Below are 26,651 nucleotides of genomic sequence, written 5' to 3'. Positions count from 1 at the left end.
GCGGGCTACGCCCTTCGCGGCTTCCCCCGCGCCGATCAAACCAGCATCGAGGAGGCCGACAAGACAGGCAGGGACCTACACTTATCCACAGCCGACGATCTCAACGTCGGCTTCCACCCCTGGCTCAATATTGAGTCGGCACGGTGGCTCAAAATTGAATCGGCGCCGACAGTCGTGGCCAGAGAGCCGATCGATGCGACGTCCCACCCGGTAGCAACGCTCACTGCCCGGCCTCCCGCAACGTCTCCTCCAACTCCCGCCGCAAGGCCTCCCGGTCCGGCAGATACAGCTGGTACTTCTGCACGAACAGCTGGCTGCTCATGCCATAGGTCGCGTACTCCACCAGCAGTTCGTCCTTCTGCCGGCTGAGGATGATGCCGACCGGCGGGTTGTCGCCTTCCACGTTCTCTTCATTGGCGAAGTAGCCCAGGTACAGGTTCATTTGCCCGATGTCGTGGTGCTGCACCTCGCCGAGCTTGAGGTCGATGAGCACGAAGCAGCGCAGGATGCGGTGGTAGAAGACCAGATCGACCCGGTGGTGCGTGCCGTTGATCGTGACGCGGTACTGCCGGCCGACGAAGGTGAAGCCTTTGCCCAGCTCCAGCAGGAAGGGCTGCAGGTGGTCGCACAGCAGGGTTTCAAGCTGGGTTTCCGACACCTGGTAGGGTTCGGGGATTTTCAGGAACTCGAAGACGTAGGGCTCGCGCAGCAGGTCGGCCGGTTGTTCGACCACCTGGCCTTGGGCTGCGAGTTGCAGGATGCCCGCCTTGTCCTGGCTGGCGGCCAAGCGCAGGAAGAGCGCGCTGTCTTTCTGGCGCACCAGTTCGCGCACCGACCAGCGCTCACGCAGCGCCTGCTGCTCGTAGAAGCCGCGTTCCAGCGGGTCATCGATCTTCAGCAGCTCGACGATGTGCGACCAGGTCAATTGGTGCGACAGCGTCGCACCTTTGTCGGCCAGGCCGGGATAGGCCAGGTAGAACTGGCGGAAGCGGATGAGGTTGCTCCGGCTGAAACCCTTGCCATGGCGCAGGCCCAGGTCGGCTGCCAGGGTGTCGATGAGGGCCTTGCCGTACTCGGCGCGCACCTGTCCGGCCTGCTCGAACTCGACGATGTGGCGGCCCACCTGCCAGTAGGTCTGCACGAGCTGGGCGTTGACGGCTTGCACCGCCTGCACCCGGCCCTGGGTGTAGGTGTCGGAAATCTGCTGCACCAGCTGGCGGTAGCCGTCGCTGGCGTTCAGGGGCGTGCTTGGGGTGGTGTTCAGGTCCATGCGAAGCCCATCTTTTTCAGATGCTCGTCAACGCGGCGAGCCAGGGCTTCGACCTCGTCGGTGAGCTGCGGCAATGGGGTGGCGTAGCGCTCGGCCAGCTCGCGAATGCGGCCGGTCAGCGTTTGCGAGATGCGATCAAGCTCGCCCTGCACGTCGGCGTGCAGGCGGGCCAGCCACTTGTCGTCGATGACCAGGGCCTTTACCTCGGCTTCTTTCAACTTGGGGACCTTCTGGAAGGCCAGTGTGTCGAGCGCGGCCTCGGCCTCGCGCAGCTGCTTCTTCAGCGCAGCCACCGTGTCGACGAGGCGCTGCCATTGCTTCAGCACCGCCAACTCGTCGGCGTCGTCACCATCGCCGCTCTCGCTCAGTTCGCGGATGCGGTCTTTCACCGCTGCGGCGGTGATGCTGTCGAAGCCGGAGAACACAGCCTCCTCGCCACTGTGCTCTTCTTCCAGCTCGGTGAGCTGCGCTTGCAGTGCTTCCAGTTCGGCGCGGGTGGCGTCGATGGCGGTTTGCTCCTTGGCGAAATAGCGCGCTACGAGCAAGGCCTTGGGGATCAGGTCGGACTTGAAGCGCCGCTTGCCCTGCAGGTAGTCGTGCGCTTCGGGCCAGACGAGCTTGTTGTCCTTGTTGGGCACCTTGACGATCTCGCGCGGCTGCGCGCCCTTCACCCAGCCGTCGGCGGCCACGAGGTAGGCGTCGTCTTGCATGGTCTCGGCCCAGTAGTCCATCAGATGCTGGTACACGTCATACGCGTCCAGCAACGGGGCGGCCTGGAAGGCGGCGAGCAGGGTTTCGGACACGGTGTCGATCAAGGCCTTGGGGTGGTCGCCCTGGCCAAAACCCATCAGGCGCGGCGTGATCGCCTGCTGCCACTTGTCCAACAGGGTGTTCACATTCCTCGTGAACGAGGCGAACTCCGGGTGGCCGAGCACGGTGGACTTCACTTCAGTCAGCGGCAGCTTCAGGCGGGCGTAGCCGGCCCGGCCGGCAAACTCGAACAGGGATTGCCGCACACCGGGCAGCACCTGCCAATCGGCAGCGAAGGCATCAAGGTCGCGCTCGGGGATGCCCCCGCGCAGGTGGCCGTCGATGTCTTGCAGGTCTTCAGGTTCGCTGCTGTCGATGTAGCGCGGCAGGTTGAGGTTGAAGTCGTTCTTCGGGTCGGCAATCTCGGCCAGCGGCACCATGCGGGCGTAGCGCGCGATGTCGATCTGCCGAGTGAAGGTGTCCACGATGCGGTGGATGTCTTGCTCGCGCAGGCGGTTCTTGTTGCCGTCTTTGATGAAGCCCTTGGAGGCGTCGATCATGAACACACCCTTGCGGGCCGAGGCGTTCTGCTTGTCGAGCACCACGACGCAGGCTGGAATGCCGGTGCCGTAGAACAGGTTGGCCGGCAGGCCAATGATGCCTTTCAGAATGCCCGAGCGAACCAGTTGCTCACGGATCACCGCTTCGGCATTGCCACGGAAGAGCACGCCGTGGGGCAGGATGCAGGCGCCTTTGCCCGTGCTCTTCATCGACCGGATGATGTGCAGCAGATAGGCATAGTCGCCCTGCTTGGCCGGTGGGTCGCCCCAGCTGAAGCGCTTGTAGGGGTCGTTCTCTTTCAGCGGCGTCACCAGGCCGGTGCTCCAGGCCTTGTCGGAAAACGGCGGGTTCGCCACCACGTAGTCGTAGCTGCGCAGTTGTTCGCCGTCTTTGAACTTCGGCGCGGCCAGGGTGTTGCCCGAGAGGATGTTGGCCGTGGGAAAGTCGTGCAGGATCATGTTCATGCGGGCGAGACCCGCGGTGGTCACGTCCTTCTCCTGCCCTTCGAGCGTGATGCGCTTGCCTGCCTGGGCGGCCACTTTCAGAAGCAGCGAGCCCGAGCCGCATGTCGGGTCGTACGCAGTCGTTGAGGCTTTCGCGTTCTCGGGCGAGATGCCGATCACCTGCGCGATGACACGGCTCACCTCCGACGGGGTATAGAACTGCCCTTTCGACTTGCCCGACTCGGTGGCGAAGTGCCGCATCAGGAACTCGTAGGCATCACCGAGGATGTCGTCGTGCTCGGCGCGGTTGTTCGAGAAGTCGAGTTCAGGCTTCTGGAAGATGCCGATCAGGTTGGACAACGTGTCCACCATGTCCTTGCCTTCGCCGAGCTTGTTGGGGTCGTTGAAGTCGGGGAAGTCGGTACGGGCTAAGCGGGTGTTGGCATCGACCAGCGGCTGGATGATGTCGGTGTTGATCCGGTCGCCGATGTCACTCTTGCCCTTGAGCGCCACCATGTCTCTGAAGCTGGCGCCTTGCGGGATGACGATGGCGGGGCGGAGGTCTTGGCTGTCGGCGTACTTGTCCGAAACGTACTTGATGAACAGCATGAACAGGACATAGTCCTTGTATTGGCTGGCATCCATACCGCCGCGCAGCGCGTCGCACGAGGCCCACAGAGAGGAATAGAGGTCGGACTTCTTGATGGCCATGAGCGAACGGACTGGATCTGACGGGCGCCCCACCATTCTGCCCAAGTGCGTCGCTGGCGCCGTGGGGTGCCTCTCGGCTGGTACCGGCAGTCAGGCAACCAAAGGAGTTATGCATCGCGAGGTAGCCACTCAATCGGCTCTTCGGAGCGGCAAGTTGGACGAGCCAACGGATCGAGGGGTCGCCATGGAACCGTCACAAAGATGCGTCCAACCGCGGCCTCTGAGCAGAACGGCATGGGCGCTAAGCGCTCGCACCCACATACAAGTCCCGCAACTCCCGCTTCAACACCTTCCCAATCGCGCTGCGCGGCAGCTCGGCCACCAGCCGCAGATCGGCCAGCCGCTGCGTCTTGCCGACGCGGGCGTTGAGCCAATCCCTCAGCTCGGCCGCCGTTTCACCGCGGCCTTCGCGCAGCACCGCGTAGGCCACCGGCGTCTCGCCCCATTCCGCCGACGGCACGCCGATCACCGACACCTCGGCCACCGCCGGGTGCTCGCGCAGCACGGCTTCCAGGTCGCTCGGGTAGATGTTGAAGCCGCCGCTGATGATCATGTCCTTCTTGCGGTCGACCAGCGTCAGGAAACCGTCCTCGTCGAAGCGGCCCACGTCGCCGGTGCGGATGAAGCGCTTGCCGGTCTCGTCGAACCACTCGACCGCGCGCGTCTGCTCGGGGCGCTGGTGGTAGCCGGTCATCATGCCGGGCGAATGGCCCACCACCTCGCCGGCCTCGCCCACCGGCAGCGTGCGGCCCTGCTCGTCGATGACGCGGATGTCGTGGCCTTCCGATGGCCTGCCCACCGTGTGCAGCTTGCCGGGCCACGCGTGGGCCTCGAGGATGCAGGTGCCGCCGCCTTCGGTCATGCCATAGAACTCGACCAGCCCGCCCGGCCAGCGCGCCAGCACGTCGGCCTTCAGCGCCGCGTTGAACGGCGCGCTGGTGCTGAACTTGACGCGGTACGACGAGAGGTCGAAGCGGTCGAAGTCGGGCTGCGACATCAGGCGCTGGTACTGCACCGGCACCAGCATCGTGTGCGTCACACGCTCGGCCTGCGCGATCTCCAGGTAGCGGCGCGCGTCGAACTTGGGCATCAGCAGCACCGTGCCGCCCCAGGCCAGCGCCGGAAAGAACACCACCAGCGTGGTGTTGGAGTAGAGCGGCGTCGACAGCAGCGCGACCGTGTCGGGCCCGTAGGCATAACCCCGGCCACGCCGCACGTGCGCCCAGCGCATGCCGTGGCCCTGCACGATGCCCTTGGGCTCGCCGGTGGTGCCCGATGAATAGATGATGTTGAACGGCCAGTCGGGCCGCGGGGCCACGGGCACCGGCCGGCTGCCCGCAGGGGGGAGCCAATCCTCCAGCGGCTGGCCTGCGGTGCTGTCGTCGAGCGCCACGCGCGGGATGCCGCCCGCCTCGGCCGGGCCCACGGTCGAGGCGACGCCGGCATCGACGAAGAGCCGCCGCGCGTCGGCGTCGGCCATCATCCGCGCGAAGCTCTCGGGCAGCACGCCTGGCGCCAGCGGCGCCACCACCACGCCGGCCCGCAGCGCGCCTAGGAACACCGCCGCGTAGGCCGTGGACGGCGCCGCGCAGATCGCGATCGTGTCGCCCGGCTTCAGGCCGTCACGCTGCAGGGCGGCGGCCACGCGGTCCATCAACGCATCGAGCGCGGCGTAGTCGAGCGTGCGGCTGCCGTCGGCCAGCGCGCGGCGCTGCGGGGCGTGCTGCGCGGTGCGGTGGATCAGTTCGGCGATGACGCCGAAGTCGTGGTCGAAATCGCTGGCGGAGAGGGGTTCGTTCGTCATGGCCGTGAGGAGGGGGCACTCAGTAACCGGCGCTGCGGTCCACGAGCCATTGTGGTGGTTGCCCGGCGCGCAGTCGCCTCAGGGTATCGACGCATTGCGCGGCGACGGTCTCGAACGAGGCCTGCGCCGCGATGTGCGGCGTCGCGAGCACCCGCGGGTGCGTCCAGGTCCAGTCGTCGGGCGGCGGCGGCTCGCGGTCGAAGACGTCCATCACCGCGCCGCCGAGGTGGCCCGCGTCGAGCAGCGCGCGCAGGTCGGGCTCCACCATCTGCTCGCCCCGGCCCACGTTGACCACGATCGCGCCGCGCGGCAGCTGCGAGAGCCGCTCGTGGTCCAGCAGGCCGCGCGTGGCCTCGGTGAGCGGCAGCGCGCACACGAGGATGTCGGTCTGCGCGAGCATCGCGGGCAGCTGCGCATCGCCGTGGAAGCAGGCGATGCCGTCCAGTGCGCGGGGGCTGCGGCTCCAGCCGGCCACCGGGTAGCCCAGCGGCGCGAAGGCACGGGCGATCGCCTGTCCGACCGCGCCGAGACCCAGCAGGCCGACGCGGCACTGCGCCGCGGGCCGCACCGGATGGCGCTCCCAGGTGCGCTGCGCCTGCTGCTGCGCATAGCGGCGCAGGTCGCGCGTGAACTGCAGCGTGCCGGCCACGACGTACTGCGCGATCTGCACGCCCTGCATCGGATCGACCACGCGCGTCAGCGGCAGGTCCGCCGGCAGGTCCGGCACGGTGATGAGCTTGTCGACACCGGCGGCCAGGGAGCACAGCGCGCGCAGCTTCGGCAGGCGCGGCAGCACGCCGGCCTTCAGCCGCCACGCTAGCAGGAGTTCGACCTCGTCGGCCGGTGCGGATGCGAGGTCGGTCCAGACCGGCACCTCGGGCGCCGCGGCGCGCAGCGCATCGACGAACGGTGCCGGGGGCAGGGGGGACGACAACAGCAGGATGCCCATGGAACTCCAAAAGTGATTGCAAGGCCGCGGACACCTCGGCCATGCCGGGAATTCTAAACACCGCATTTTCTAAGGAGGAACCCGACGTGCCTGGCACCTCGGAGACATGCCAGCAGGAGGGTTTGCTTGGTACTTTCCCCGGTTATTGCGCCATGCGAAATACATACCGCTCTTTCGGTTGACGCTGGCCCAGCGGCCCCTCCACCATCACGCCCCAGGTCTCCAACCAGGACAACGCTCGCCGTGGATCTCTTCCTTCAGCAAGTGCTCAATGGCCTGACGCTCGGTGGCATCTACAGCCTCGTCGCCCTCGGCCTCACGCTGGTGTACGGCATCCTGCACGTGCCCAATTTCGCCCACGGCGCGTTCTACATGGCGGGGGCGTTCTTCTCGTACCACCTGATGGCGGCCCAGGGCGCCAACTACTGGATCGCGATGGCGGGCTCGGCCGCCGCCGTCGCGGCGCTGGCCACGCTGGCCGAGCGGCTGGTGTTCCATCCGTTGCGCCACGCCTCCGGCCTGCACCCGATGATCGCGGCGATCGGCATGCTGCTGTTCCTGGAGGCCGCCGCGCAGGCGATCTGGGGCGCCGACTTCCACCGCATGCAGACGCCGTACACCGGCATCATCGACCTGGCCGGCGTTACCGCGCCGGTGCAGCGGCTGCTGATCATCGGCGCCGCGTTCGGGCTGATGGTGCTGCTGCAGCTCTTCCTGCGCCACACGGTCACCGGTTCCACCATCGTCGCGATGGCGCAGAACCGCGACGGCGCCTCGCTGGTCGGCATCGACGCCAACCGCGTCGCGATGATGACCTTCGCGATCTCCGGCGTGCTGGCCGCCGTGGCGGCCACGCTGTACGCGCCCATCAACCTCGTGTACCCGGCGATGGGCCACCTGGTGATCACCAAGGCGTTCGTGATCATCATCCTCGGCGGCATGGGCAGCGTGCCGGGCGCCATCGTCGGCGGGCTGATCATCGGCTTCGCCGAGAGCTTCGGCGCCTTCTACATCTCCACCGACTACAAGGACATCATCGCCTTCGCGCTGCTGGTGCTGATCCTGTCGTTCCGGCCCCAGGGCCTCTTCGCCAAGGGAGCCCATTGAGATGGCCCACCACCGGAGATTGACATGACGGACCGTGCCAACCTGGGCTGGGGGGCGCTGTTCGTGCTCGGCCTCGCCTTCCCGCTGATGGCGGGCAACGACTACCACCTCACCGTGATGTCGACCGCCTACATCTACGCCATCGCCACGATCGGGCTGAACCTCATCACCGGCTACACGGGCCAGTTCAACCTCGCGCACAGCGGCTTCATGGCCGTGGGCGCGTACACGGTGGGCATCCTCACGGTCGACCACCAGGTGCCGTTCTGGGTGGCCTTCGCGCTGTCGGGCGTGGTCACGGCGGTGCTGGGGGTGGCCGTCGGCGCGGTGTCGCTGCGGCTCAAGGGCCACTACTTCTCGATCTTCACGCTCTGCGTGGGCTACATCATGTTCCTCGTGATCGAGAAGTGGGAGGGCCTGACGCACGGCGCCGTCGGCATCATCGGCATCCCCGCGCCCACGCCGATCGGCCCGCTGTCGTTCGACACGCCGCGTGCGCTGTACTACCTCGTCTTCTTCTTCCTCGTGGTGGGCGTGTGGGCGATGCGGCGCATCGTCAATTCGCTGCTCGGGCGCAGCTTTGTCGCCATCCGCAACAGCGACGCGCTGGCGGAGGCGCTGGGCATCCGGCTCATGCGCGCCAAGCTGCTGGCCTTCGTGCTGTCGGTCTTCTATGCGGGCCTGGCGGGCGGGCTGTATGCGGGCTTCGTGCGCTTCCTCGGCCCGGGGGTGGCCGGCGTGGAGCACACCTTCGACATGACTATGTACATGCTGGTCGGCGGCCTGGGCACGCTGCTGGGGCCGCTGCTGGGCGCCATCGCGCTGCCCTGGCTCACGCAGTACCTGCAGTTCCTCCAGGAGTACCGGTTCCTCGTGTTCGGGCCCATCCTGATCCTGCTGGTGATCTTCGTGCCGCACGGCATCGTCGGCAGCTGGCAGGGGTGGCGGGCGCGCAAGGCATCGCTCGCGGCGCAGCCCGCGGCCGGCCGCGCCGGCGATGCCCGCCGGCCGGTGGCCTCGGGAGTGCAGGGCCATGCTTGAGATCCGGCACCTCACCAAGCGCTTCGGCGGCCTCGCCGCGGTGAACGACGTCAGCACCACGGTCGAGCGCGGCAAGGTCAACGCGATCATCGGCCCCAACGGCGCCGGCAAGACCACGTTCTTCAACCTGATCAGCGGCGTGCACAAGCCGAGCGCCGGACAGATCCTGTTCGAGGGCACCGACGTCACCCAGATGCGGCCCGACCAGGTCGCCTGCCTGGGCGTGTCGCGCACCTTCCAGACCACCGCGCTGTTCGACATGGCCACCGTGCTCGACAACCTGATCGTCGGCCACCGGCTGCGCACCCGTTCGAACCTGTGGGACGTGATCACCGGCTCTGCGCGCCTGAAGGCCGAGGAGCGGCTGTGCCGCGAGAAGGCGCGCGCCGCGCTCGACTTCGTCGGCCTGTCGCACATCGGCCATCGCATGGCCGGCGACATCTCGCAGGAGGAGCGCAAGCGCGTGGCCTTCGCGCTGGCGCTGGCCACCGATCCGAAGCTGGTGCTGCTGGACGAACCCGCGGGCGGCGTGAACCCCGACGAGACGATGGGCCTGGCCGAGCTGATCCGCAAGTTCGTGCGGCACGGCATCACCGTGTGCCTGATCGAGCACAAGATGAACATGATCATGAGCCTGGCCGACAAGATCCTGGTGCTGAACTATGGCGAGAAGATCGCCGAGGGCACGCCCGCGGAGATCCGCCGCACCCCTGCGGTCATCGATGCCTACCTGGGCGCGGAGCATGCCGATGCCTGAGCAACGCAAGGCGGCCGCCGGCCTGGTGATCGAGAACCTGTCGCTCGACTACGGCAGCTTCCGCGCGCTCGACGGCGTGCGGCTGGAGGCGAAGCCGGGCGAACTGGTCGTGCTGCTGGGCGCCAACGGCGCGGGCAAGAGTTCGATCTTCCTGGCCACCAGCGGCATCCACCCGGCGGCCGGCGGCAGCATCCGCTTCGGCGGACGGGAGCTGGTGGGCATGAAGCCGTCGCAGATCGTCGGCCAGGGGCTGGTGCTGTGCCCCGAAGGGCGCAAGCTGTTCCCGCAGATGAGCGTGCTGCAGAACCTGAACCTGGGCGCCTACGTGCACCGTGGCGACAGGGCGGGCAACGAGCGGAGGCTGGCCGAGGTGATGGCGCTGTTCCCGATCCTCCAGGAAAAGCAGCACCAGCCGGCCGGCTCGCTGAGCGGCGGCCAGCAGCAGATGGTGGCGATCGGCCGCGCGCTGATGGGCCGGCCCCAGGCGCTGCTGCTCGACGAGCCCTCGCTCGGCCTTGCGCCGCTGGTCGTCAAGCAGGTGTTCGAGGTCATCCAGCGCATCAACCGCGCCGGCACCACCGTGATGCTGGCCGAGCAGAACGCCTACGCGGCCCTGAAGATCGCCGACCGCGCCTACGTCATCGAGAGCGGCCGCATCGTGATGGAGGGCGATCCGCAGAGCCTGCTGAAGAACGACGAAGTGCGGCGGGCTTACATCGGCGCTTGATGGAGCCCCCAAGCTCGCTTTCGCTCGCTACCCCCCCGAGGGGGCCGCCCGCCTCCGGACCGGCGGAGCCGGATCCGTGGCTTGTAGCTTGATCAAAGACGGCTGTTTGACGGCCTTGTACTGAACGCAATCACTGACCGCAAGGAGACAACCATGCATCACCCGCTACGCACCCTGGCGCTCGCCGCCGCCGCTGTGGCTGCGCTCCCGGCCTGGGCGCAGGACGTCGTGAAGATCGGCTACTCGGGGCCGCTGAGCGGCGGCGCGGCGCTGTACGGCAAGAACGTGCTCGACGGCATGCAGATGGCCGCGGCCGAGATCAATGCCGCGGGGCTGGAGGTGGGCGGCAAGAAGGTCAAGCTCGAGATCGTCGCGCTTGACGACAAGTACAACCCCAGCGAAACCGCGATCAACGCCCAGCGCCTCGTGCAGGAGAGCAAGACGCCGGCGATCCTCGTGCCGCATTCGGGCGGCATCTTCGCGCTGCAGACCACGAACGAGCAGCAGAAGTACCTGCTGCTGGCCTACAGCAGCGTGCCGCAGATCACCGCGCGCAACAACAAGCTGACCATCCGCATCCCGCCCGAGTACACCGGCTACGTGCAGCCCTTCGTGAAGTACACGATGGGCAAGTACGGCAAGAACCTGGCCATTGCCAACGCCGACCACGACTACGCCAAGGCCTGGACGGCGGCGTTCAAGCCGGCCTGGGAGGCTGCCGGCGGCAAGGTGGTGGCCGAGAACCCGATGAGCTACAACCGCTCGGCGGATTTCTACAGCGGCGTGAGCCGCGTGATGGCGGCCAAGCCCGAGGTGCTGTTCGTCGGCGGTGCGTCGGAGCCCACCGGCCTGGTGGTCAAGCAGGCGCGGGAGCTGGGCTTCAAGGGCGGCTTCGCGATCATCGACCAGGCCAAGCTGGACGAGATCTCGGCCGTCACCGGCGGCTACGCGATGCTGGAAGGCTCGATCGGCGTGCTGCCGCTGGCCGAGGACAGCAGCCCCGACGCGAAGGCCTTCGTCGAGCGTTTCCGCAAGCGCTACCCGGGCCGCACGCCGAGCTCGGAGGTCTCGTACAACTACACGATGGTGCATGCCACCGCGATCGCGATGAAGCTGGCCGGCACCGCCACCGACGCCACGGCCATCCGCGCGCAGATGGACAAGGCCGTGAAGTCGCTGCCCGCCGAGCACAACCCGAACACGCTGGACGCCATCGACGAGCGCGGCGGCACCGTCAACGACACCCGCGTGGCCGTGGTCGAGGGTGGCAAGCTGCGCGAGGTGAAGCTGAGCACGCTGAACGCGGCGAAATAGGCGCCGCGCGGGCGGCACGTCAACGGTCGATGATGACCAGCGTGCCGTTGCTGCCAGGCGCCACCGCGTGCGGCAGGCCGGCAGGGACGATGATGAGTTCACCGGCCTCCACCACGACGACGTGGCCCTGCATCAGCAGGTTCATGCGGCCGTCGATGACCAGCAGGGCTTCGTCGAAGTCATGCGTTTCGTCCGGGTAGGCCGAACCGTCCATGCGCAGCACCTTGAGGTTGGCACCGGCAGCGCGGCCGAGCACCTTCGAGTGCCATGCCATGGCGAGGTCACCGGCGGCGGCGGCGAGCTTGTGTTGTCTGGGGTGTGTCATCGGAGAAGCCGGGTGCTATCGGCGGCGTGAACCGCGCTGCGTAGCGTGGTGACATCAATGCTTTGAGTGCCGGCCAGCGCTTGTCCCAGAAGGGGCCGGCCGGTATCAAGGACGGGTCGATGGCGTCGGCAACATGCAGAGCGTGTCGCGCCGCTGCTTTCCTCGCGGCATCTTCGATGGCGAGCCGTTCTATTTCCGAAACCCAAGCTTGCAAAGGGCTTCGGCCGGTTGCGAGGTTTGTAGCACTGCTGGTCGCTGCCTGCGCCCGAAGGAATGCCCGCACCACCTCGATGTTGGCCTGCAACTGCTGCAGGCTCATCAGGAGCTTGTCTGGTGTCGAGCTCTTGGCGGGTAGTCTGTGCAGGTTGGCCAGCCGGCTTCGCAATACGTCCAGTGGATGCATGACGCGGAAGACCGTCTCGCCTGCTTCGATGCGGACCGACCGCTTCATCACCGCTTCGGGCGAGATGCCGACCACGTCGAACAGCACATCGATGTTGATGTATTCGTCCGCGGAAACGTCTGCGACAGCTTGCCCGACCAATGCCGTAAGGGCTCTGCGGCTCGGGATGATGGCCTGGCCCTTGATGGCAACGGCCGCCGGCGGACGATGGCAAAGATCGTTGGGCGAAGGTGCCAAGAAGCCGACGTCACGAGAGATCGCGGCAAGGCCGTCTGGCAAGCGTATGCCGTAGCGTTGCATCCAGAAGCCGAGTGCCTGTCCGCCGATCAGCACCACGCTGTCGCCTGCCCATCGAAGCGCTCGCTCGACGAGCTCGGGGGGCGTGATGGCCTCGATCTTCTTTTTTGTCACCACGACGGCTGGATCCTCGGCATCCGTTTCGGGCAACGTGACCTTCGCATTGCGCGCCATGGATTCGGGAATGGCAATCAGGCTGTGCGCCGAGATCCTGCCCTCGCTCGCGTCCAGTTCGTCCTGGCACAGCCGGGCTCGCAGCGTGGCCGAGCGTACGTCGTCGAGGCCGACACCGGACGATTCAAAGCCCAGGCCCAACTTCGCCCAATGTTCTATCTGCTGGGCAAGGCTGAGGCTCATGCGTCGTGCTTCGGCCTGCGCCAGCAAGTACAGGTCGTCGGAGACGCGGATGCTTTGAGCCATGGTTGCAGTGCAGTGTGGCGTTTTGCCACATGCAACCGCGGCGTGTCGAACCGATGCCGTTTCAGGCATCGCCAGCGCCCCCTTGCGTTTCCCGCTCCTGCAGCGCCCGCCACTGCACCTTGCCCGTCCCCGACTTCGGCAGCGCATCGACGAACTGCACGGTGCGCGGCGTCTTGTATGCGGCCATGTGCTCGCGGCACCAGTCGACGATCTGCTGCTCGGTGACGCGGCCGGCGGCAGCGGGCTTCAGCACCACGACCGCCTTGACCGTTTCGCCGCGCCGCGCATCCAGGCTGCTGATCACGCAGGCTTCCTGGATGTCTGGGTGCTGGTACATCAGCGCCTCGACCTCTGCCGGCCACACCTTGAAGCCCGCTGCATTGATCATGCGCTTGAGGCGGTCGACCATGAACCAGTAACCGTCCTCGTCGATGGTGGCCAGGTCGCCGGTGCGCAGGAAGCGCTTGCCGTCGATCTCGATGAACACCTCGCGCGTGGCAGCCTCATTGTTCCAGTAGCCCTGCATCACCTGCGGCGCGTGGATCACGATCTCGCCGACCTCGCCTTGCGGCACGGCCTGCAGCGTCGAAGGGTCGATGAGCCGTGCGTCGACGTCGAACACCGGAATGCCCAGGCATTGCGGCTTGGGCCGGTGCGTCGGGTTGATGTGCGTGCCGGCGATGGTCTCCGACATGCCGTAGCCTTCGACGTAGTCCAGCCCCGTCAGCGCCTTCAGCCTGGCGGCCACGGCGGCCGGCATGGCCGCACCGCCGCCGCGTATGCCGCTCAGGCTGGAGAGGTCAAAACGCTCGATGCCCGGCTGCGAGAGGAAATCGATCACCATCGTCGAGATGGCCTGCCACACCGTGATGCGGTAGCGCTCGATGCAGCGCGCGGCGGCCTCGCGGTCCCAGCGCGGCAGCACGACGACGGTGGCGCCCGTGAACATCGGCCCGTTGAGGCCGCCGGTGAGCCCGGTGACGTGGAAGTACGGCAGCACGCCGAGGTAGCTCGCGTCCTGCGTTCGCGTGAACCACTGGACACCGCCCACCGTCGTGCACATCACGCTGCGGTGCGTGTGCATGCAGCCCTTGGGGTGGCCGGTGGTGCCCGAGGTGTAGGGCATCACGCAGAGGTCGTCGGGCCCGTTGCGCAGCGGGGCGGGCCCATGCGCTTGGGCCACGGCGTCGGCCCATGCATGCACGCCGGGGGCGTCGGGCACGTCGCGCGCGGCGCTCACGAACGCGGGCACGGCCAGGTCGGTGGGGTGGCGCAGGTGGTCGGCGTAGGTGGCGACGACGATGTGCGCCAGCCCGCCGGGCTGCAGCAGGGGTTGCAGTTCGGGCAGCAGGTCCTGCGCGACGAAGGCGACACGCGCACCGCTGTCCTGCACGTAGTGGCGCAGTTCCTCGCGCCGGTTCATCGGGTTGACGGGCACCACCACCGCATCGGCGCGCAGGATGGCGTAGAACGCCAGCGCCCATTGGGGGCTGTTCTGCAGGTCGAGCAGCACGCGGTCGCCGCGCTGCACGCCGCACACCTGCTGCAGGTGGCCGGCCAGCGCCTCGGCCTCGCGCTTGAACTCGGCGAAAGTGAGCGGCGTGTCGTAGAAGACGATGAAGGGCTTGTGCGGGAAGCGCGCCGCCGACACCTCGACGTTGAACCACAGGTGGGTTTCGGGGATGGTCAGGTGCCGCGGCTGGCCCGGCGGCCAGTGCTTCATGACAGCCCCTCGACCGACGAGGGACGCATCGGGCGTTCGCTCATGCCACGCGCCCGCCGTCGAGCCGCTGCGCCATCGCCCACGCCTGCTCCGCCAGTGGTCTGGCGCGGCGGCCGGCTTCCAGCGCACGGGCGCTGGAGGCGTTGCCCTGCAGGGCCCGCGCCAGCACGCCCTGCAGGATGCCGACGAGCCGGAACAGGTTGAACACGAGGTAGTAGCCCCATTCCGCGGCCGACACCGCCGGTGCGCCGCCCGCCGTGGCGACGCGGCCGGTGCGTTCGAGGTAGCGCTGCAGGTAGGCGCCCTCGGTGGGGATGCCGAGCGCGCCCAGGTCTTCACCTGCCATGCCGCGCGCACCTTCGCCCGCGGCCATGTGCCAGGCGAGGCAGTGGTAGGCGAAATCCACCAGCGGGTCGCCGAGCGTGGACAGCTCCCAGTCGAGCACCGCAAGGATGCGCGGCTCGGTCGGATGGAAGATCACGTTGTCGATGCGGTAGTCGCCGTGCACGATGCGCGGCGTCTCGTCGCCCGCCGGGAGGTGGCGCGGCAGCCAGTCGATCAGCGCGTCGGCGGCCGCGATGGGCTCGGTTTCGGCGGCGCGGTATTGCTTCGTCCAGCGGTCGATCTGCCGTTCGAGGTAGCGGCCCGGCTTGCCATGGCCGCCCAGGCCCACGGCCTGCGGGTCGACGCGGTGCAGCGCGGCCATCACGCGGTTCATCTCGTCGTAGAGCGCGCCGCGCTCGGCGGGGGCGATGCCGGGCAGCCGCGGGTCCCAGAAGATGCGGCCCTCCACGTAGTCCATCACGTAGAACATCGAGCCGATGACGTCCGGGTCTTCGCACAGCAGGTGCGCACGTGCGACGGGCACGTCGGTGCCGGCGAGCCCGCGGATCACGCGGTATTCGCGGTCCACCGCGTGGGCCGAAGGCAGCAGCACGCCGGGCGGTTTGCGGCGCAGCACGTACTGGCGTTCACCCGCCGCGAGCCGAAACGTGGGGTTGGACTGCCCGCCGTTGAACTGCGCCACCTGCAGCTCGCCGCTGTAGCCCGGCAGATGGCCGCGCAGGTAGGCGTCGAGCCGGCCGACATCGAAGGCATGGGCTGCGGCCACGGGCCGGGTGCCGCTGAAGAGTTGCTGCTCGGTGGCGCTCATCGTGGGCTGGTCGGGTCGAGGGGGACGCTGCGGCCGGGCGGCCGCCTGCGGAAGATTCTGCCAGCGCCGTCCGCTTTGGAATGGCTGGTATACCCGAGTACCGCGCCCGTCGGGCAGGGCGATCGCGCAGCGTCTCGATCGGCAATCAGAAACTGCGGTATGGTGCCGGGCATGAGCACTGCCACGTCCGTTGCCGACAACGACATCCCCGCCGGCTTCCATCCCCTGGAGCAGGGCGGCCCATATTTCCAGGCCTTGGGGCCGGTGTATGCCAAGCGCCAGCCCGATGGCACCGCCTTGATGGGCCTGCGCATCGAGGCGAAGCACACCAACATGCTCGGGGTGACGCACGGCGGCATGCTGGCCACGCTGGCCGATTCCGCGCTGGGCATGAACGTGTCGATGCTGCGCCAGCCCCGCCAGCACCTGGTGACGGTGAGCCTGAGCGTCGACTACCTCTCGGCCGCCCAGCCCGGCGACTGGCTCGAAGCCCATGTCACCGTGCGCCGCCAGGGCCGGCAGCTCGCGTTCGCCGAATGCCTGTTGCGGGTGGGCGAGCGCGTGATGCTGCGCGCCAGCGGCGTGTTCTCGGTCACCGGCCGCCCGAGGCACATCGGCTGACGTCGCCGTCGGGTGCCCCACCGGTCGCGGCCGGCGCCGGGCCGCCCCAAGGCGGCCGCGCAACCCGCCCGGCGGGTGGCGGCGTGTACTCACGACGCCGGGTGCTGGTGTTTCCCCCGCTCGCGGGCCTCGTGCAGCGTCGCCAGCGTGATCTTGCGCACCTCGGCCTTGCTCTGCTCGACGTGCGTCTTCAGCAGCAGCTGGGCCTGGTCGAGCTTGCGCTGCATCACCGCGCGCAGGATCTTCGCGTGCTCGGCGTAAGTGGCCTCGACGCGGTCGGGCCGCGTGAAGTCGAGGTGGCGGATGACGCGGATGCGCTCGGTCACGTCCCAGTGCACGCGGGCGATCTCGGCATTGCCGGCGGCGCGCACCAGCGTCGCATGGAACTGCTCGTCGAGCCGGCCCACCTCGCGCGAGTCCGCCAGCCGCTCGGCGGCCGGCACCAGCCAGATGGCCTTCAGCGATTCGAGCTCGTCGGGGGGCGTGCCGGTGTGGGCGCACAGCCGCGCGACGCTCGCGCTCTCGAGGATCACGCGCAGGTCGTACAGCTCCTCGAGCTTGCCGAAGTCGATCGGCCGCACCGACCAGCCCGACTTGGGCTCGACGTCGAGGAAACCCTCGTTGCGCAGCCGGAAGAGCGCCTCGCGCACCGGCGTGCGGCTCACGCCCAGGCGTTGGCCCAGCTCGGCTTCCGAGAACCGGTCGCCCGGCACGAGCTGGAAGTCGATCATCTCGGCCTTCAGGCGGGCATAGACCTGCTCGGCCAGGTTGGGTCGCAGGGGGGCCGCTGACGGGGGGGCTGCGGTGGCGGAAGCGGCGAGGGCGCGCATGCGGCCGATCTTACCGAGGGGGCGCCGCCAGCAGGCTCACGTGCGCGGCCACCACGCGCCAGCCTTCGGGCAGGCGCACCCAGGTCTGGCTCTGCCGGCCGATGGCGGTGCTGCCCTCGCGCACGAACTCGGTCATCGCGGTGGCGAAGTCGCGCCCGTAGGTGGTGATGACGGTGTGGCGCAGGCTGCGCGCCAGGCCCGCGGGCGAGCGGCCGGCGCGGAAGGCCTGGATCTGCGCATAGCCCACCAGGTTCTCGGTGGCGCCGTAGCGCACGGTGTGCGGCGAGTTCCAGAACAGCTCGTCGAGCACGTCGACCTTGTTGTGGACGAGCGCGTCTTCATAGCGGGCGAAGACGGCCTGCACTTCGGCGAGGATGTCGGGGAGGTTGATGGTGTCGAGGGTCATGGGAGGGTGGCGACAGGCGCCTGAACGACGCCCGCCTGTTCGAGCGCATGCGCGACGCGCAGCGCGTGGTCTTCGCGCCAGGGCGCGGCGATGATCTGCACGCCGATCGGCATGCGCGGGTGGCAGCCCCACACCGGTGCCGCACACACGGGCAGCCCGATGCAGGACAGGGGTTGGGTCAGCAGGCCGAGGCTGGGCCGCGCGGGCAGGCGCTGGCCGCCGACCTCGATCCATTCGGAGCCGATGGGCGGCGCCACCACCGGCGTGGCGGGCGCGATCAGCACGTCCACGTCGCGCAGCAGCTCGGCCGCGCGCAGGGCGAACCAGCGCCGCACGCGCTGGGCCTGCAGCACCCAGGCCGCGGGCAGCAGCGCGCCGGCCAGGAAGCGGTCGCGCGACAGCGGCTCGAAGTCGCCGGGCCGCAGCCGAAGGTCGGGCAGGTGCAGCGTGGCGCCCTCGGCGTTGCTGATCACGAACGCAGCCGCGCGGGCGCGCGCCACTTCCGGCAGCTCGACCGCATGCAGCCCGCCCAGGGCCTGCGCGACACGCGCGACGGCAGCCTGCGCGTCGGGCCCGGCGTTGTCGTGGAAGTAGCCGCCCAGCACCGCGATGCGCAGGCCGCTGAGGCTCTGCGTGATCGTCGGTGCGGTGGGCTCGACGGCGCGCCGCACGCAGGCCGGGTCGGCGCCGTCGTGGCCCTGCATCGCGTCGTAGGCCAGCGCCACGTCGAGCGCCGAACGGCCGAAGGGGCCCAGGTGGTCGAGGCTGGCCACGAAGGGATAGCTGCCGTTGCGCGGCAGGCGGCCGTAGGTGGGCTTCAGCCCGAACACGCCGCAAAGCGACGAGGGCACGCGGATCGAGCCGTTGGTGTCGGAGCCGAGCGTGATCGGCACCTGCCCCGCGGCGACGGCGGCGCCCGAACCGCCTGAAGACCCGCCGGCCACGCGCGACAGGTCGTGCGGGTTGCGCGTCGGCCCTTCGTGGCTGTTCTCGGTGGTGAAGCCGTAGGCGTATTCGTCCATGTTGAGCGCGCCGACCAGCACCGCGCCCATCGCATCCATGCGCTGCACGAGCGGGCCGTCCTGGCGTGCCGCGGGCTGGCCGCGTTCGATCTTCGAGCCGGCCAGCGTGGTCAGGCCTTCGACGTCGAACAGGTTCTTCACCGCGTAGGGCACGCCCAGCAGCGGCAGCTTGCGCGTGGCCTCGTCGCCGGCCTTCAACCGTGCGTCGATGCCCTGCGCGGCAGCCAGCGCGCGCGCGGCGGTGAGGTCGGTGAAGGCGTTGACCGCGGTGTCGGTGCGCTCGATGCGCGCCAGGCTCGCCTGCACCAGCGCCTCGGCCGTCACCGTGCCCGCGCGCACCGCGGCGGCCATGGCGTGTGCCGGCCCGAGGAGCAGCTGGTCCGCGTTCATCGCTGCACCTCGTCGGGGCCGATCGGCACGAAGGCGCCGGCCGGCTCGTCGTGCGGCGCCAGCGGCAGGCCATTGACCAGCGCCGCCATGTCGGCCGCGAGGCCGAAGTAGCGCAGCACGCCGGGCCGGTGCACGGGCGACAGGGGCAGGCCGACGGCCGCCGAGGCGGCGTCGACGTAGGCTTCGATCTGCGCAGGTGTCATCGTCATCTGCGAACCTCCCGCTGGAAGATCTCCAGGCTCAGCTTCTTCGTGGCCACGAACGACGGCTCCGACAGCGTGGCCACGGTGCGCGGCCGCGGGTCGTCGTAGCGCAGGATTTCGGCCACTTTGGTGGGCCGCTTGGTCAGCAGCAGCACCTCGTCGGCCAGGTACACGGCCTCTTCGAGATCATGCGACACCAGCAGCATCGTGGTGCCGGTCTGGATGAACACCTCCTGCAGCTTCTCGCGGATGAAGAGCGTCATCTCGAAGTCGAGCGCCGAGAAGGGCTCGTCGAGGAACAGCACTTCCGGCCCCGGGGCCAGCGCGCGCATGATCGACGCCGTCTGCTGCTGCCCGCCCGACAGCTCGTAGGGGTAGCGGTTGAGGTCGAACTTGACGTCGAACGACGCCACCAGCTCGGCCATGCGCCGGTCCACCTCGGCCTTGCTGCGGCCTTCCAGCTTCAGCGGGTAGGCGATGTTGTCGATCGTGCGCATCCACGGGAACATCGCCTCGCGGTAGTTCTGGAACACGTAGCCGATCTTGGTGTCCTTCAGGCTCTTGCCGTCGAACAGGATCTGGCCCGAGTCGATCGGGATCAGCCCCGCGATCATGTTGATCAGCGTGCTCTTTCCGCAGCCGTTGGGCCCGAACACCGAGACGATCTTGTGCTTGGGGATGTCGAGGTCGAAGTTCTCGTACAGCGGCCAGCCGGCGAAGTACTTCGTCAGCCCGCGGATGGTGATGTGCGTGCCGGCCGGGCCGGGCACGAAGGGCCGTTGCGGAACGTCCGCGACGACCGGGGCGTTGAGGACTGCGCTCATCGGCCGCTCCAGTGGACGATCTTGCGTTCCATCACCAGGAACAGGATGTTGAGCACGTAGCCCAGGATGCCCGCGGCCAGGATGGCGGCGTACATCGTCTTCACGTTCAGCACCTGCTGCGCGTCGATGATGCGGTGGCCCAGGCCGTTGTCGGAGCCGATGAACATCTCGGCCACCACCACGATCACCAGCGCCATCGACACCGCCGAGCGCAGGCCCACGAAGCTGGGCTGCAGGCTTTCCCACACCAGCACGTCCTTGAAGATCTGCCAGCGCGTGGCACCCATCACCTTGGCCGCCATCACCCGCTGCTTGCGCGCGTTGATGACGCCGTAGGCGCTGTTGAACACCACGATCAGCAGCGCACCGAACGCGGCGATGGCCACCTTGTTGATGTCGGACACGCCGAAGATCAGCAGGAAGAGCGGAATCAGCGCCGACGACGGCGTGGAGCGGAAGAAGTCGATCAGGAACTCGACGCTGCGGTAGGCCTTCTCGTTGCTGCCGAGCAGCACGCCCAGCGGCACGCCGACCACCGCCGCGATGAGGAAGGCCTGCACCGTGCGCCACACCGTCACCGCGAAGTCGAGCAGCAGCGGGCCGCCGGCCAGGCCGCTGACCAGCGTGCCCAGCGTGGCCGCGGGCGGCGGCAGCAGGATGGGCTTGATCAACCCGGCGCGCACCACCAGGTCCCACACGATGAAGAGCACCAGCGGCCCGAGGAAGGGCAGCAGCCGCCCCGCGTCGAAGCGCCGGGGCTGGCGCGCCGCGGGGGCGTTGGCCGACGACGCCCAGGGCGCCGCGGCAGAGGACGTGTCGGCCATGTGTCTTACCCCTTGTAGATGAGGGACTGCACGTCGAGCTTCTTCTCGAACACGCCCTTGTCGGTGAACAGGTCGAAGAACTTCTGGAAGGCCGCCACGTCGGCCGGCTTGAACTCGTTGTAGAGCATGTACGAGGCCAGCGGCACCTCGCCCGTCAGCGGCCCTTCGATGGCGGTGTAGCCCTTCAGGTACTGCCGCGCCTCGGCCGGCTGGTTGCGCACCAGCTCGATGCCCTTGGCATACGCCGCGATGTACTTCTTGGTCTCGGCCGGGTACTTCTTGATGAACTCGGTGGTGAGCGCGGCCGAGCCGCCATGCCAGGGTGCCAGCGGGTCGCCGAGGATGTACTTGGCGATCACGCCCGCTTCCAGCACCCGCGTGGTGCCGTTGAGCCGGCCGACGGTGCCGGTGGGCTCGAGCGTGTAGACCGCGTCCACCTGGCCAGCGGCGAGCGCCGCCACGTGCTGGCCGATCGGCAGCTCCGTCACCGTGGTGCCGGGCGCGCCGGCGCGCTCGAGCACGGCCAGCGCCAGCGTCTTGTTCTGGATGCCGGGGCCGCTGGCCACGCGCTTGCCCTTCAGCTCGGCGATGGTCTTCACCGGGCTGTCCTTGGGCACCAGGAACTGGTCGAGCACGTACTTGGCGTTGCTCGGGTTGGTGGCGATGATCTTGAAGAGGCCGGGCGAGGCGATCTCGCCCACGCCCAGGTTGCCCGAGCCGGTGCCGTTGGAGCTGCCGTCGCAGCGGCCGGCCAGCATGGCTTCCATCACCTGCTGCGCGCCGGCGAACTTGAGCGCCTCCACGTCGAGGCCGGCTTCCTTGAAGTAGCCCTTCTCCACGGCGGCGAAGAACGGCAGGCCGGCGGCCACCGGCCAGTAGCCGATGCGGATCTTGGGGCCGGCCTGCGCGCGCACCAGCGCGGGCGCGCCCAGGGCGGCCACCGCGGCGGCGGCGCCGAGCAGCTGGCGCCGCGTCGTGGGCAAGGGGGAACGTCGGTTCATCGTCAACTCCTGGGGGCGAAAGAGAAAAGTCGAAAGGCGGCGCGTCAACGCGGTGCGCTGCGCGCCTTCATGTCGGCGATGTAGGCGCGCCAGCCGCCGAAGGCGGTGACGTCGGTGGCGGCGGCCAGGGCGTGCCCTTCGCAGATGAAGCCGTGCACCTGCGTGCCGTCGGCCAGCTCCAGGCTGCCCAGGCCCAGCGGCGCGGGGATCAACGCGAGGAACGAGCCCACGTGCTTCAGCGGCACGTTCCACACCTCCACCGCGATGGCCGCGCCGCCTTCGGCCACGCGCTGCAGGCCGGGCTTGGGCGGCGTGGTGTTGGGCAGCGCGTAGAGCTTGTAGTGCGGCGCGGTGGTGGTGGCTGCGCGCAGCGTGGCGCTGCGTTCGGTCAGCTGGCCGTTGAGCGGCATGCCCGACAGGTGCGCACCCACCACGGCGATGGGCATCGTCGGCTCGGCGGCGGGCCAGCCGCCGCGCTGCGCCGGTGCGCCGGGGTAGGGCACGTCGGTGGCGCCCAGCGGCAGTGCCAGCGCGGCCTGCCAGCCGGCACCGAAGTGGGCCAGCGCGGCGTCGGCGTTGCCGGGCGCGATGAAGGTCACGCCGAAGGGCAGCCCGCCTTCGGTGAAGCCGGCGGGCAGCGCCAGCGCGCACCAGCCCAGCAGGTTGACGAAGTTGGTGTACGTGCCCAGCCGCGAGTTGGCGCCGATGGGGTCGGCGTCCACCTGCGCGAAGGTGGGGTGGCCCGGCGCGGTGGGCACCATCAGCACGTCGACCTGCTGCCACAGCGCGGCGGCACCCTGCTGCGCCGCGCGCAGTGTGTACTGGCCGCGGAAGGCGTCGGTCGCCGTCATGCCGACGGCCTGCTCGACGACGGTGCGCACCGTGGGGTCGAGCGCCTCGGGCGACTGCTCGAGCAGCGCCTGCACGGCCGCATGGCGCTCGGCCACCCAGGGGCCGCCATACAGCAGCTGGGCCACCGCATGCAGCGGGGCGAAGTCGATCGGCACGATCTCGTGGCCCTGCCGCTGGGCCTGCGCCACCGCAGGCGGCCAGGCGGCGGCGTGCGTAGCATCGAGCACCGGCGTCATCGGCACGCCGATGCGCAGCCGCGCCGGCAGCCGCGCCGGGCCGGGCTCGAAGCGGCTGTAGGCGTCGTCGGCGTCGGGGCCTTCCATCACGGCCAGCACCGCGGCGGCGTCTTCCACCGTCAGCGCGAAGACCGAGACGCAATCGAGGCTGCGGCAGGCAGGCACCACGCCGGTGGTGCTGACGCGGCCCGGCGTGGGCTTGAGCCCGACGATGTTGTTGAAACCCGCGGGCACCCGGCCCGAGCCGGCCGTGTCGGTGCCCAGCGAGAACGCCACGTCGCCGCGTGCGGCCACCACCGCCGAGCCCGAGCTGGAGCCGCCGCTCACGCGGCTGGCATCAAAGGTGCTGGCAGGCCGGCCGTAGGGCGAGCGTGCACCGACGAGCCCCGTGGCGAACTGGTCGAGGTTGGTCTTGCCCATCCACACCGCACCGGCATCGAGCAGGCGCTGCACGGGCACGGCGTGGCGCCCGGCCACGTGGCTGAACGCGGGGCACGCGGCGGTGGTGGGGGCGCCGGCCACGTCGATGTTGTCCTTCACCGCGAAGGGCACGCCGAACAGCGGCAGCGCCTGCCACAGGGCCGCGCGGCCGGCCGGGTCGGCGGCGGTCGCGGCGAGGCGGGCCTCCAGGGCCGCGGCCTGCGTGCCCACCTCGTCCGCGGTGGCGCGGTGGATCCAGGCTTCGCGCGGGCCGTCGGCGAGCCGGCGTGCGAGCGCGCCGAGCAGGTCGGCCGGCGATGCACCGCCGCGGTAGGCGGCGTGCCAGTCGGCCAGCGTCAGGGGCATGTGTTCGTTCATGGTGCACGTATTGGTATACCAGTTGGTGCACTTGCATCATCCGTGCCATGCGGCCCAGTGGCTCTTCCGGCATGTGGCCTCACCGGGGATGCGGGTGCCGGCGCTACGAGGCCGCCCGGGCACCGGAAAGCAGCGCCCGTCCATGGCTTGCTTCTTGCACCCTCCGGGTCGACCAACTGGTATCCCAGTTCGTATGCATCAAATTGGGGAACAGGAGCCACCCGTGCTGACGACTCTCGACGCCGCGCCCGAACCCATCCGCATCGACATCCGCAGGACGGCGGTGGTGATGATCGACATGCAGCGCGACTTCATCGAGCCGGGCGGCTTCGGTGAAAGCCTCGGCAACGACGTCTCGCTGCTGCGCCGAGCCATCGCGCCGTGCCAGGCGCTGCTGTCGGCCGCGCGCGCCGCTGGCATGCTGGTCATCCACACCCGCGAAGGCCACAGGCCCGACCTGCTGGATGCGCCCAAGGCCAAGATCGAGCGCGGCGCACCGAGCGTGCGCATCGGCGCGAAAGGGCCGATGGGCCGCATCCTGATCCGCGGCGAGCCGGGCCACGACATCATCCCCGAGCTGTACCCGCAGGCGGGCGAGCCGGTGATCGACAAACCCGGCAAGGGCGCCTTCTACGCCACCGAACTGGGGCCGATGCTGCACCACCGCGGCATCGAGAACCTCATCGTGTGCGGCGTCACCACCGAGGTCTGCGTGCACACCACGGTGCGCGAGGCCAACGACCGCGGCTACCGCTGCATCGTGCCCGGCGACTGCTGCGCGTCGTACTTCCCCGAGTTCCACGAGACCGCGCTGCGCATGGTGCAGGCACAGGGCGGCATCTTCGGCTGGGTGAGCGATTCGGCCCGCGTGCTCGCGGCGCTCGAGCGGCCCGCCTGACCACGCACCGCCCCGTTTTCTTCGTCCATCCGCCAATCCCCTCCACGACAGGAGCGCTCCATGACGACCACACGCATCGCGTCCACGCCCGCGCCCGGCCCCGGTCCCCGTCTCTGGGTGCCCGGCGACTGGAATGCCTTCTTCGGCTTCGGCACCAACATCCTCGTCAACCTGCTGGTGCTCACCGGCCTGTTGCGCTTCGTGCTGAAGATGCCCGACGACATCGTGTTCGGCCGCATCCTGCCGGCGGCGGGGCTGATGATGTTCCTGTCCACCGCGTACTACGCCTACCTGGCCTGGCAACTCGCCAAGAAGACCGGCCGCAGCGACGTGTGCGCGCTGCCTTCGGGCATCAGCGTGCCGCACATGTTCGTCGTGGTCTTCGTGATCATGCTGCCCATCTCGTTGAAGACGGGCGACCCGATCAAGGGCTGGGAGGCCGGGCTCACCTGGGTCTTCGTGCAGAGCTTCGTGCTGATGATCGGGGGCTTCATCGCGCCGGTGATCCGCCGCATCACGCCGCGCGCCGCGCTGCTGGGCACCCTGGCGGGCGTGTCGATCGCGTTCATCGCCTTGCGCCCCGCGCTGGAGATGTTCATGACGCCGCTGCTCGGCGTGGTGTGCTTCGCGATCATCCTGGTGAGCTGGTTCGGCGGCGTGCGCTGGTTCCGCGGCATCCCGGCCGGGCTGGTGGCCATCGCGGTGGGTTGCCTGATCGCCTGGGGCTCCACCGCGCTGGGCATGCCCGTCGGCGGCATGAGCCTCGCCAACCTCGCGGCCTCGTTCTCGAACTTCGGCTTCTCCGTGCCGCTGCCGGCGGTGGGCCATGTGTTCTCGGGCTTCGAGTTCCTCGCCATCATCCTCGTCACCGCCATCCCCTTCGGCATCTACGACCTCGTGGAAGCGATGGACAACGTGGAAAGCGCGGCCGCGGGCGGCGACAGCTTCCCGACCACCCGCGTGCTGACGGCCGACGGCGTGGTGAGCCTCATCGGCTGCCTGATGGGCAACCCGTTCATCAACGCCGTGTACATCGGCCACCCGGGCTGGAAGTCGATGGGCGGGCGCATTGGCTACTCGGCGGCCACCGGCATCGCGGTGCTGCTGATGTGCTGGCTGGGCATCATCGCGGTGATGACCTCGCTGATCCCGGTGGTCGCCATCGCGCCCATCCTGCTCTACATCGGCATGCTGATCGGCGCGCAGGCCTTCCAGGAGACGCCGCGCAGCCACGCGCCGGCCGTCATCCTCGCCTTCATGCCGCACCTGGCCGCGTGGGGCAAGCTGCAGATCGACAACGCGCTGGGCGCCGCCGGCACCAGCGCCGCGGCGGTGGGCTTCGACAAGCTGGGGCAGATGGGCGTGCTGTACCACGGGCTCGAGGTGCTGGGCGGCGGCGCCATCCTCGGCGGGCTGATCCTGGGCGCGATCGCCGTCTTCATCATCGACCGCGAGCTGGTGAAGGCCGCGGCCTTTGCGGTGGCCGGCGCGTTGCTCACGTTCTTCGGCTTCATGCACGGCGAGCGCATCGGCATCGGCCAGAGCCTGTCGGTGGCGGTGAGCTACCTGGGCTTCGCCGCCGTGCTGCTGGCCTGCGCGAAGTTCGCGGTGGTGGAGCCGAAGGGCGCGGAGCATGGGCATGCGGAGCCGGCGGAGGAGGGAGGGCATCCCGCCGTGGCCTGAGGCCGCGCTTCTCCTTTGTGTCGGCGCTGGCATCAGCCAGCGTAGTGTCTGTGCAGGTCGCAGCCGTGGCCACGTCCAGCGCCATGCTGGCCCCGACGGCTGCGGGCAGCCGCGCCGTGCGGTTGACGGTCGTCAACGACCTGGGCAAGCACGCCACGATCTACGCGACGGTGGCGGCCGTGAGGAGTGGCACGTTGGGCGACGGGTGGGGCATCGCTCGATATGCTGCCGGCTCTGCTGGAGGCTGCTGCGACGCTGGGCCTTGGCCACGCGGGTGCTGGTCAGCTCAGCTGCCGAAAGCTCATTAA

24 protein-coding genes are annotated in these 26,651 nt (G+C 69.0%); 8 read left to right on the top strand and 16 right to left on the bottom strand.

Going from position 1 to position 26,651, the window contains the following annotated elements; all coding sequences use genetic code 11:
- Window positions 1-220 precede the first annotated feature (220 nt).
- The 4 genes from V4F39_RS02995 to V4F39_RS02980 form a co-directional block, all read right to left on the bottom strand.
- A complete protein-coding gene (locus V4F39_RS02995; RefSeq protein ID WP_332287757.1) occupies window positions 221-1,270 on the bottom strand; it encodes a PDDEXK nuclease domain-containing protein in 1,050 nt (349 codons plus the stop codon).
- Window positions 1,261-3,735, bottom strand: coding sequence for a type I restriction-modification system subunit M (locus V4F39_RS02990; protein WP_332287756.1), 2,475 nt, complete (start codon window positions 3,733-3,735; stop codon window positions 1,261-1,263). Before V4F39_RS02990 ends, V4F39_RS02995 begins: the two co-directional genes overlap by 10 nt.
- Window positions 3,736-3,976: 241 nt before the next feature.
- Window positions 3,977-5,539 carry a class I adenylate-forming enzyme family protein gene (locus tag V4F39_RS02985; RefSeq protein WP_332287755.1) on the bottom strand — a complete coding sequence of 521 codons (1,563 nt, stop codon included), beginning with the start codon at window positions 5,537-5,539 and terminating at the stop codon, window positions 3,977-3,979.
- Between the two features lie 19 nt (window positions 5,540-5,558).
- Window positions 5,559-6,488, bottom strand: a complete 930-nt coding sequence (locus V4F39_RS02980; RefSeq protein ID WP_332287754.1) for a 2-hydroxyacid dehydrogenase — start codon at window positions 6,486-6,488, stop codon at window positions 5,559-5,561.
- A gap of 243 nt (window positions 6,489-6,731) precedes the next feature.
- Between V4F39_RS02980 and V4F39_RS02975 the strand changes: the two genes are divergently transcribed.
- The 5 genes from V4F39_RS02975 (at window position 6,732) to V4F39_RS02955 (ending at window position 11,434) form a co-directional block, all read left to right on the top strand.
- On the top strand, window positions 6,732-7,595 hold the full coding sequence (locus V4F39_RS02975; RefSeq protein ID WP_332287752.1) for a branched-chain amino acid ABC transporter permease: 864 nt from the start codon (window positions 6,732-6,734) through the stop codon (window positions 7,593-7,595).
- A gap of 24 nt (window positions 7,596-7,619) precedes the next feature.
- Window positions 7,620-8,636: a branched-chain amino acid ABC transporter permease gene (locus V4F39_RS02970; protein WP_332287751.1), complete on the top strand. Its 1,017-nt coding sequence runs from the start codon at window positions 7,620-7,622 to the stop codon at window positions 8,634-8,636.
- Window positions 8,629-9,393 carry an ABC transporter ATP-binding protein gene (locus tag V4F39_RS02965; protein ID WP_332287749.1) on the top strand — a complete coding sequence of 255 codons (765 nt, stop codon included), beginning with the start codon at window positions 8,629-8,631 and terminating at the stop codon, window positions 9,391-9,393. Before V4F39_RS02970 ends, V4F39_RS02965 begins: the two co-directional genes overlap by 8 nt.
- Complete coding sequence (locus V4F39_RS02960) at window positions 9,386-10,120, top strand: ABC transporter ATP-binding protein (protein WP_332287748.1); 735 nt, start codon at window positions 9,386-9,388, stop codon at window positions 10,118-10,120. The genes V4F39_RS02965 and V4F39_RS02960 overlap by 8 nt, the downstream gene beginning before the upstream one ends.
- A gap of 153 nt (window positions 10,121-10,273) precedes the next feature.
- On the top strand, window positions 10,274-11,434 hold the full coding sequence (locus V4F39_RS02955; protein ID WP_332287747.1) for an ABC transporter substrate-binding protein: 1,161 nt from the start codon (window positions 10,274-10,276) through the stop codon (window positions 11,432-11,434).
- A 19-nt stretch (window positions 11,435-11,453) separates the two neighbouring features.
- Here V4F39_RS02955 and V4F39_RS02950 read toward each other — a convergent pair whose 3' ends face one another.
- The 4 genes from V4F39_RS02950 to V4F39_RS02935 form a co-directional block, all read right to left on the bottom strand.
- Complete coding sequence (locus V4F39_RS02950) at window positions 11,454-11,708, bottom strand: cupin domain-containing protein (RefSeq protein WP_332287746.1); 255 nt, start codon at window positions 11,706-11,708, stop codon at window positions 11,454-11,456.
- A gap of 7 nt (window positions 11,709-11,715) precedes the next feature.
- Complete coding sequence (locus tag V4F39_RS02945; protein WP_332287745.1) at window positions 11,716-12,879, bottom strand: TA system antitoxin ParD family protein; 1,164 nt, start codon at window positions 12,877-12,879, stop codon at window positions 11,716-11,718.
- Between the two features lie 61 nt (window positions 12,880-12,940).
- Window positions 12,941-14,602: a long-chain fatty acid--CoA ligase gene (locus V4F39_RS02940; protein ID WP_332287744.1), complete on the bottom strand. Its 1,662-nt coding sequence runs from the start codon at window positions 14,600-14,602 to the stop codon at window positions 12,941-12,943.
- Between the two features lie 40 nt (window positions 14,603-14,642).
- Window positions 14,643-15,755, bottom strand: coding sequence for a phosphotransferase (locus V4F39_RS02935; RefSeq protein ID WP_332287743.1), 1,113 nt, complete (start codon window positions 15,753-15,755; stop codon window positions 14,643-14,645).
- 171 nt (window positions 15,756-15,926) lie between these two features.
- Here V4F39_RS02935 and V4F39_RS02930 point away from each other — a divergent pair, with 171 nt between their 5' ends.
- A complete protein-coding gene (locus V4F39_RS02930; RefSeq protein WP_332287742.1) occupies window positions 15,927-16,376 on the top strand; it encodes a PaaI family thioesterase in 450 nt (149 codons plus the stop codon).
- 89 nt (window positions 16,377-16,465) lie between these two features.
- Here the strand turns inward: V4F39_RS02930 and V4F39_RS02925 are convergent, their stop codons facing one another.
- The 8 genes from V4F39_RS02925 to atzF are packed head-to-tail and all read right to left on the bottom strand — an operon-like array spanning window position 16,466 to window position 23,762.
- Window positions 16,466-17,206 (bottom strand): GntR family transcriptional regulator, encoded by a 741-nt coding sequence (locus tag V4F39_RS02925; protein ID WP_332287740.1) that lies wholly within the window; start codon window positions 17,204-17,206, stop codon window positions 16,466-16,468.
- A 10-nt stretch (window positions 17,207-17,216) separates the two neighbouring features.
- A complete protein-coding gene (gene hpxZ, locus V4F39_RS02920; RefSeq protein ID WP_332287738.1) occupies window positions 17,217-17,612 on the bottom strand; it encodes an oxalurate catabolism protein HpxZ in 396 nt (131 codons plus the stop codon).
- Complete coding sequence (locus V4F39_RS02915) at window positions 17,609-19,024, bottom strand: AtzE family amidohydrolase (RefSeq protein ID WP_332287737.1); 1,416 nt, start codon at window positions 19,022-19,024, stop codon at window positions 17,609-17,611. Before V4F39_RS02915 ends, hpxZ begins: the two co-directional genes overlap by 4 nt.
- On the bottom strand, window positions 19,021-19,233 hold the full coding sequence (locus V4F39_RS02910) for a DUF4089 domain-containing protein (RefSeq protein WP_332287736.1): 213 nt from the start codon (window positions 19,231-19,233) through the stop codon (window positions 19,021-19,023). The genes V4F39_RS02915 and V4F39_RS02910 overlap by 4 nt, the downstream gene beginning before the upstream one ends.
- Window positions 19,230-20,051, bottom strand: a complete 822-nt coding sequence (locus V4F39_RS02905; protein ID WP_332287735.1) for an ABC transporter ATP-binding protein — start codon at window positions 20,049-20,051, stop codon at window positions 19,230-19,232. Before V4F39_RS02905 ends, V4F39_RS02910 begins: the two co-directional genes overlap by 4 nt.
- Complete coding sequence (locus tag V4F39_RS02900; RefSeq protein WP_332287734.1) at window positions 20,048-20,875, bottom strand: ABC transporter permease; 828 nt, start codon at window positions 20,873-20,875, stop codon at window positions 20,048-20,050. Before V4F39_RS02900 ends, V4F39_RS02905 begins: the two co-directional genes overlap by 4 nt.
- A 5-nt stretch (window positions 20,876-20,880) precedes the next feature.
- A complete protein-coding gene (locus tag V4F39_RS02895) occupies window positions 20,881-21,876 on the bottom strand; it encodes an ABC transporter substrate-binding protein (protein ID WP_332287733.1) in 996 nt (331 codons plus the stop codon).
- 44 nt (window positions 21,877-21,920) lie between these two features.
- On the bottom strand, window positions 21,921-23,762 hold the full coding sequence (atzF, locus tag V4F39_RS02890) for an allophanate hydrolase (RefSeq protein ID WP_332287732.1): 1,842 nt from the start codon (window positions 23,760-23,762) through the stop codon (window positions 21,921-21,923).
- A gap of 226 nt (window positions 23,763-23,988) precedes the next feature.
- Here atzF and V4F39_RS02885 point away from each other — a divergent pair, with 226 nt between their 5' ends.
- Complete coding sequence (locus V4F39_RS02885) at window positions 23,989-24,660, top strand: cysteine hydrolase family protein (protein WP_332287983.1); 672 nt, start codon at window positions 23,989-23,991, stop codon at window positions 24,658-24,660.
- Window positions 24,661-24,720: 60 nt separating this feature from the next.
- On the top strand, window positions 24,721-26,343 hold the full coding sequence (locus tag V4F39_RS02880; RefSeq protein WP_332287731.1) for a hypothetical protein: 1,623 nt from the start codon (window positions 24,721-24,723) through the stop codon (window positions 26,341-26,343).
- Window positions 26,344-26,651: the final 308 nt, after the last annotated feature.

Origin of the sequence: Aquincola agrisoli, assembly GCF_036621135.1 — a bacterium.
GTDB classification, from domain to species: domain Bacteria; phylum Pseudomonadota; class Gammaproteobacteria; order Burkholderiales; family Burkholderiaceae_C; genus Aquincola; species Aquincola agrisoli.
The sequence above is the reverse complement of the archived record's forward strand: the minus strand, read 5'-3'. Positions and strand labels throughout refer to the sequence as shown.

Coding starts and splice junctions, on each gene's coding strand:
- V4F39_RS02995 (WP_332287757.1), bottom strand. CDS start 1,270: ATGGACCTGAACACCACCCCAAGCACGCCCCTGAACGCCAGCGACGGC.
- V4F39_RS02990 (WP_332287756.1), bottom strand. CDS start 3,735: ATGGCCATCAAGAAGTCCGACCTCTATTCCTCTCTGTGGGCCTCGTGC.
- V4F39_RS02985 (WP_332287755.1), bottom strand. CDS start 5,539: ATGACGAACGAACCCCTCTCCGCCAGCGATTTCGACCACGACTTCGGC.
- V4F39_RS02980 (WP_332287754.1), bottom strand. CDS start 6,488: ATGGGCATCCTGCTGTTGTCGTCCCCCCTGCCCCCGGCACCGTTCGTC.
- V4F39_RS02970 (WP_332287751.1), top strand. CDS start 7,620: ATGACGGACCGTGCCAACCTGGGCTGGGGGGCGCTGTTCGTGCTCGGC.
- V4F39_RS02965 (WP_332287749.1), top strand. CDS start 8,629: ATGCTTGAGATCCGGCACCTCACCAAGCGCTTCGGCGGCCTCGCCGCG.
- V4F39_RS02960 (WP_332287748.1), top strand. CDS start 9,386: ATGCCTGAGCAACGCAAGGCGGCCGCCGGCCTGGTGATCGAGAACCTG.
- V4F39_RS02955 (WP_332287747.1), top strand. CDS start 10,274: ATGCATCACCCGCTACGCACCCTGGCGCTCGCCGCCGCCGCTGTGGCT.
- V4F39_RS02950 (WP_332287746.1), bottom strand. CDS start 11,708: ATGGCATGGCACTCGAAGGTGCTCGGCCGCGCTGCCGGTGCCAACCTC.
- V4F39_RS02945 (WP_332287745.1), bottom strand. CDS start 12,879: ATGGCTCAAAGCATCCGCGTCTCCGACGACCTGTACTTGCTGGCGCAG.
- V4F39_RS02940 (WP_332287744.1), bottom strand. CDS start 14,602: ATGAAGCACTGGCCGCCGGGCCAGCCGCGGCACCTGACCATCCCCGAA.
- V4F39_RS02935 (WP_332287743.1), bottom strand. CDS start 15,755: ATGAGCGCCACCGAGCAGCAACTCTTCAGCGGCACCCGGCCCGTGGCC.
- V4F39_RS02930 (WP_332287742.1), top strand. CDS start 15,927: ATGAGCACTGCCACGTCCGTTGCCGACAACGACATCCCCGCCGGCTTC.
- V4F39_RS02925 (WP_332287740.1), bottom strand. CDS start 17,206: ATGCGCGCCCTCGCCGCTTCCGCCACCGCAGCCCCCCCGTCAGCGGCC.
- hpxZ (WP_332287738.1), bottom strand. CDS start 17,612: ATGACCCTCGACACCATCAACCTCCCCGACATCCTCGCCGAAGTGCAG.
- V4F39_RS02915 (WP_332287737.1), bottom strand. CDS start 19,024: ATGAACGCGGACCAGCTGCTCCTCGGGCCGGCACACGCCATGGCCGCC.
- V4F39_RS02910 (WP_332287736.1), bottom strand. CDS start 19,233: ATGACGATGACACCTGCGCAGATCGAAGCCTACGTCGACGCCGCCTCG.
- V4F39_RS02905 (WP_332287735.1), bottom strand. CDS start 20,051: ATGAGCGCAGTCCTCAACGCCCCGGTCGTCGCGGACGTTCCGCAACGG.
- V4F39_RS02900 (WP_332287734.1), bottom strand. CDS start 20,875: ATGGCCGACACGTCCTCTGCCGCGGCGCCCTGGGCGTCGTCGGCCAAC.
- V4F39_RS02895 (WP_332287733.1), bottom strand. CDS start 21,876: ATGAACCGACGTTCCCCCTTGCCCACGACGCGGCGCCAGCTGCTCGGC.
- atzF (WP_332287732.1), bottom strand. CDS start 23,762: ATGAACGAACACATGCCCCTGACGCTGGCCGACTGGCACGCCGCCTAC.
- V4F39_RS02880 (WP_332287731.1), top strand. CDS start 24,721: ATGACGACCACACGCATCGCGTCCACGCCCGCGCCCGGCCCCGGTCCC.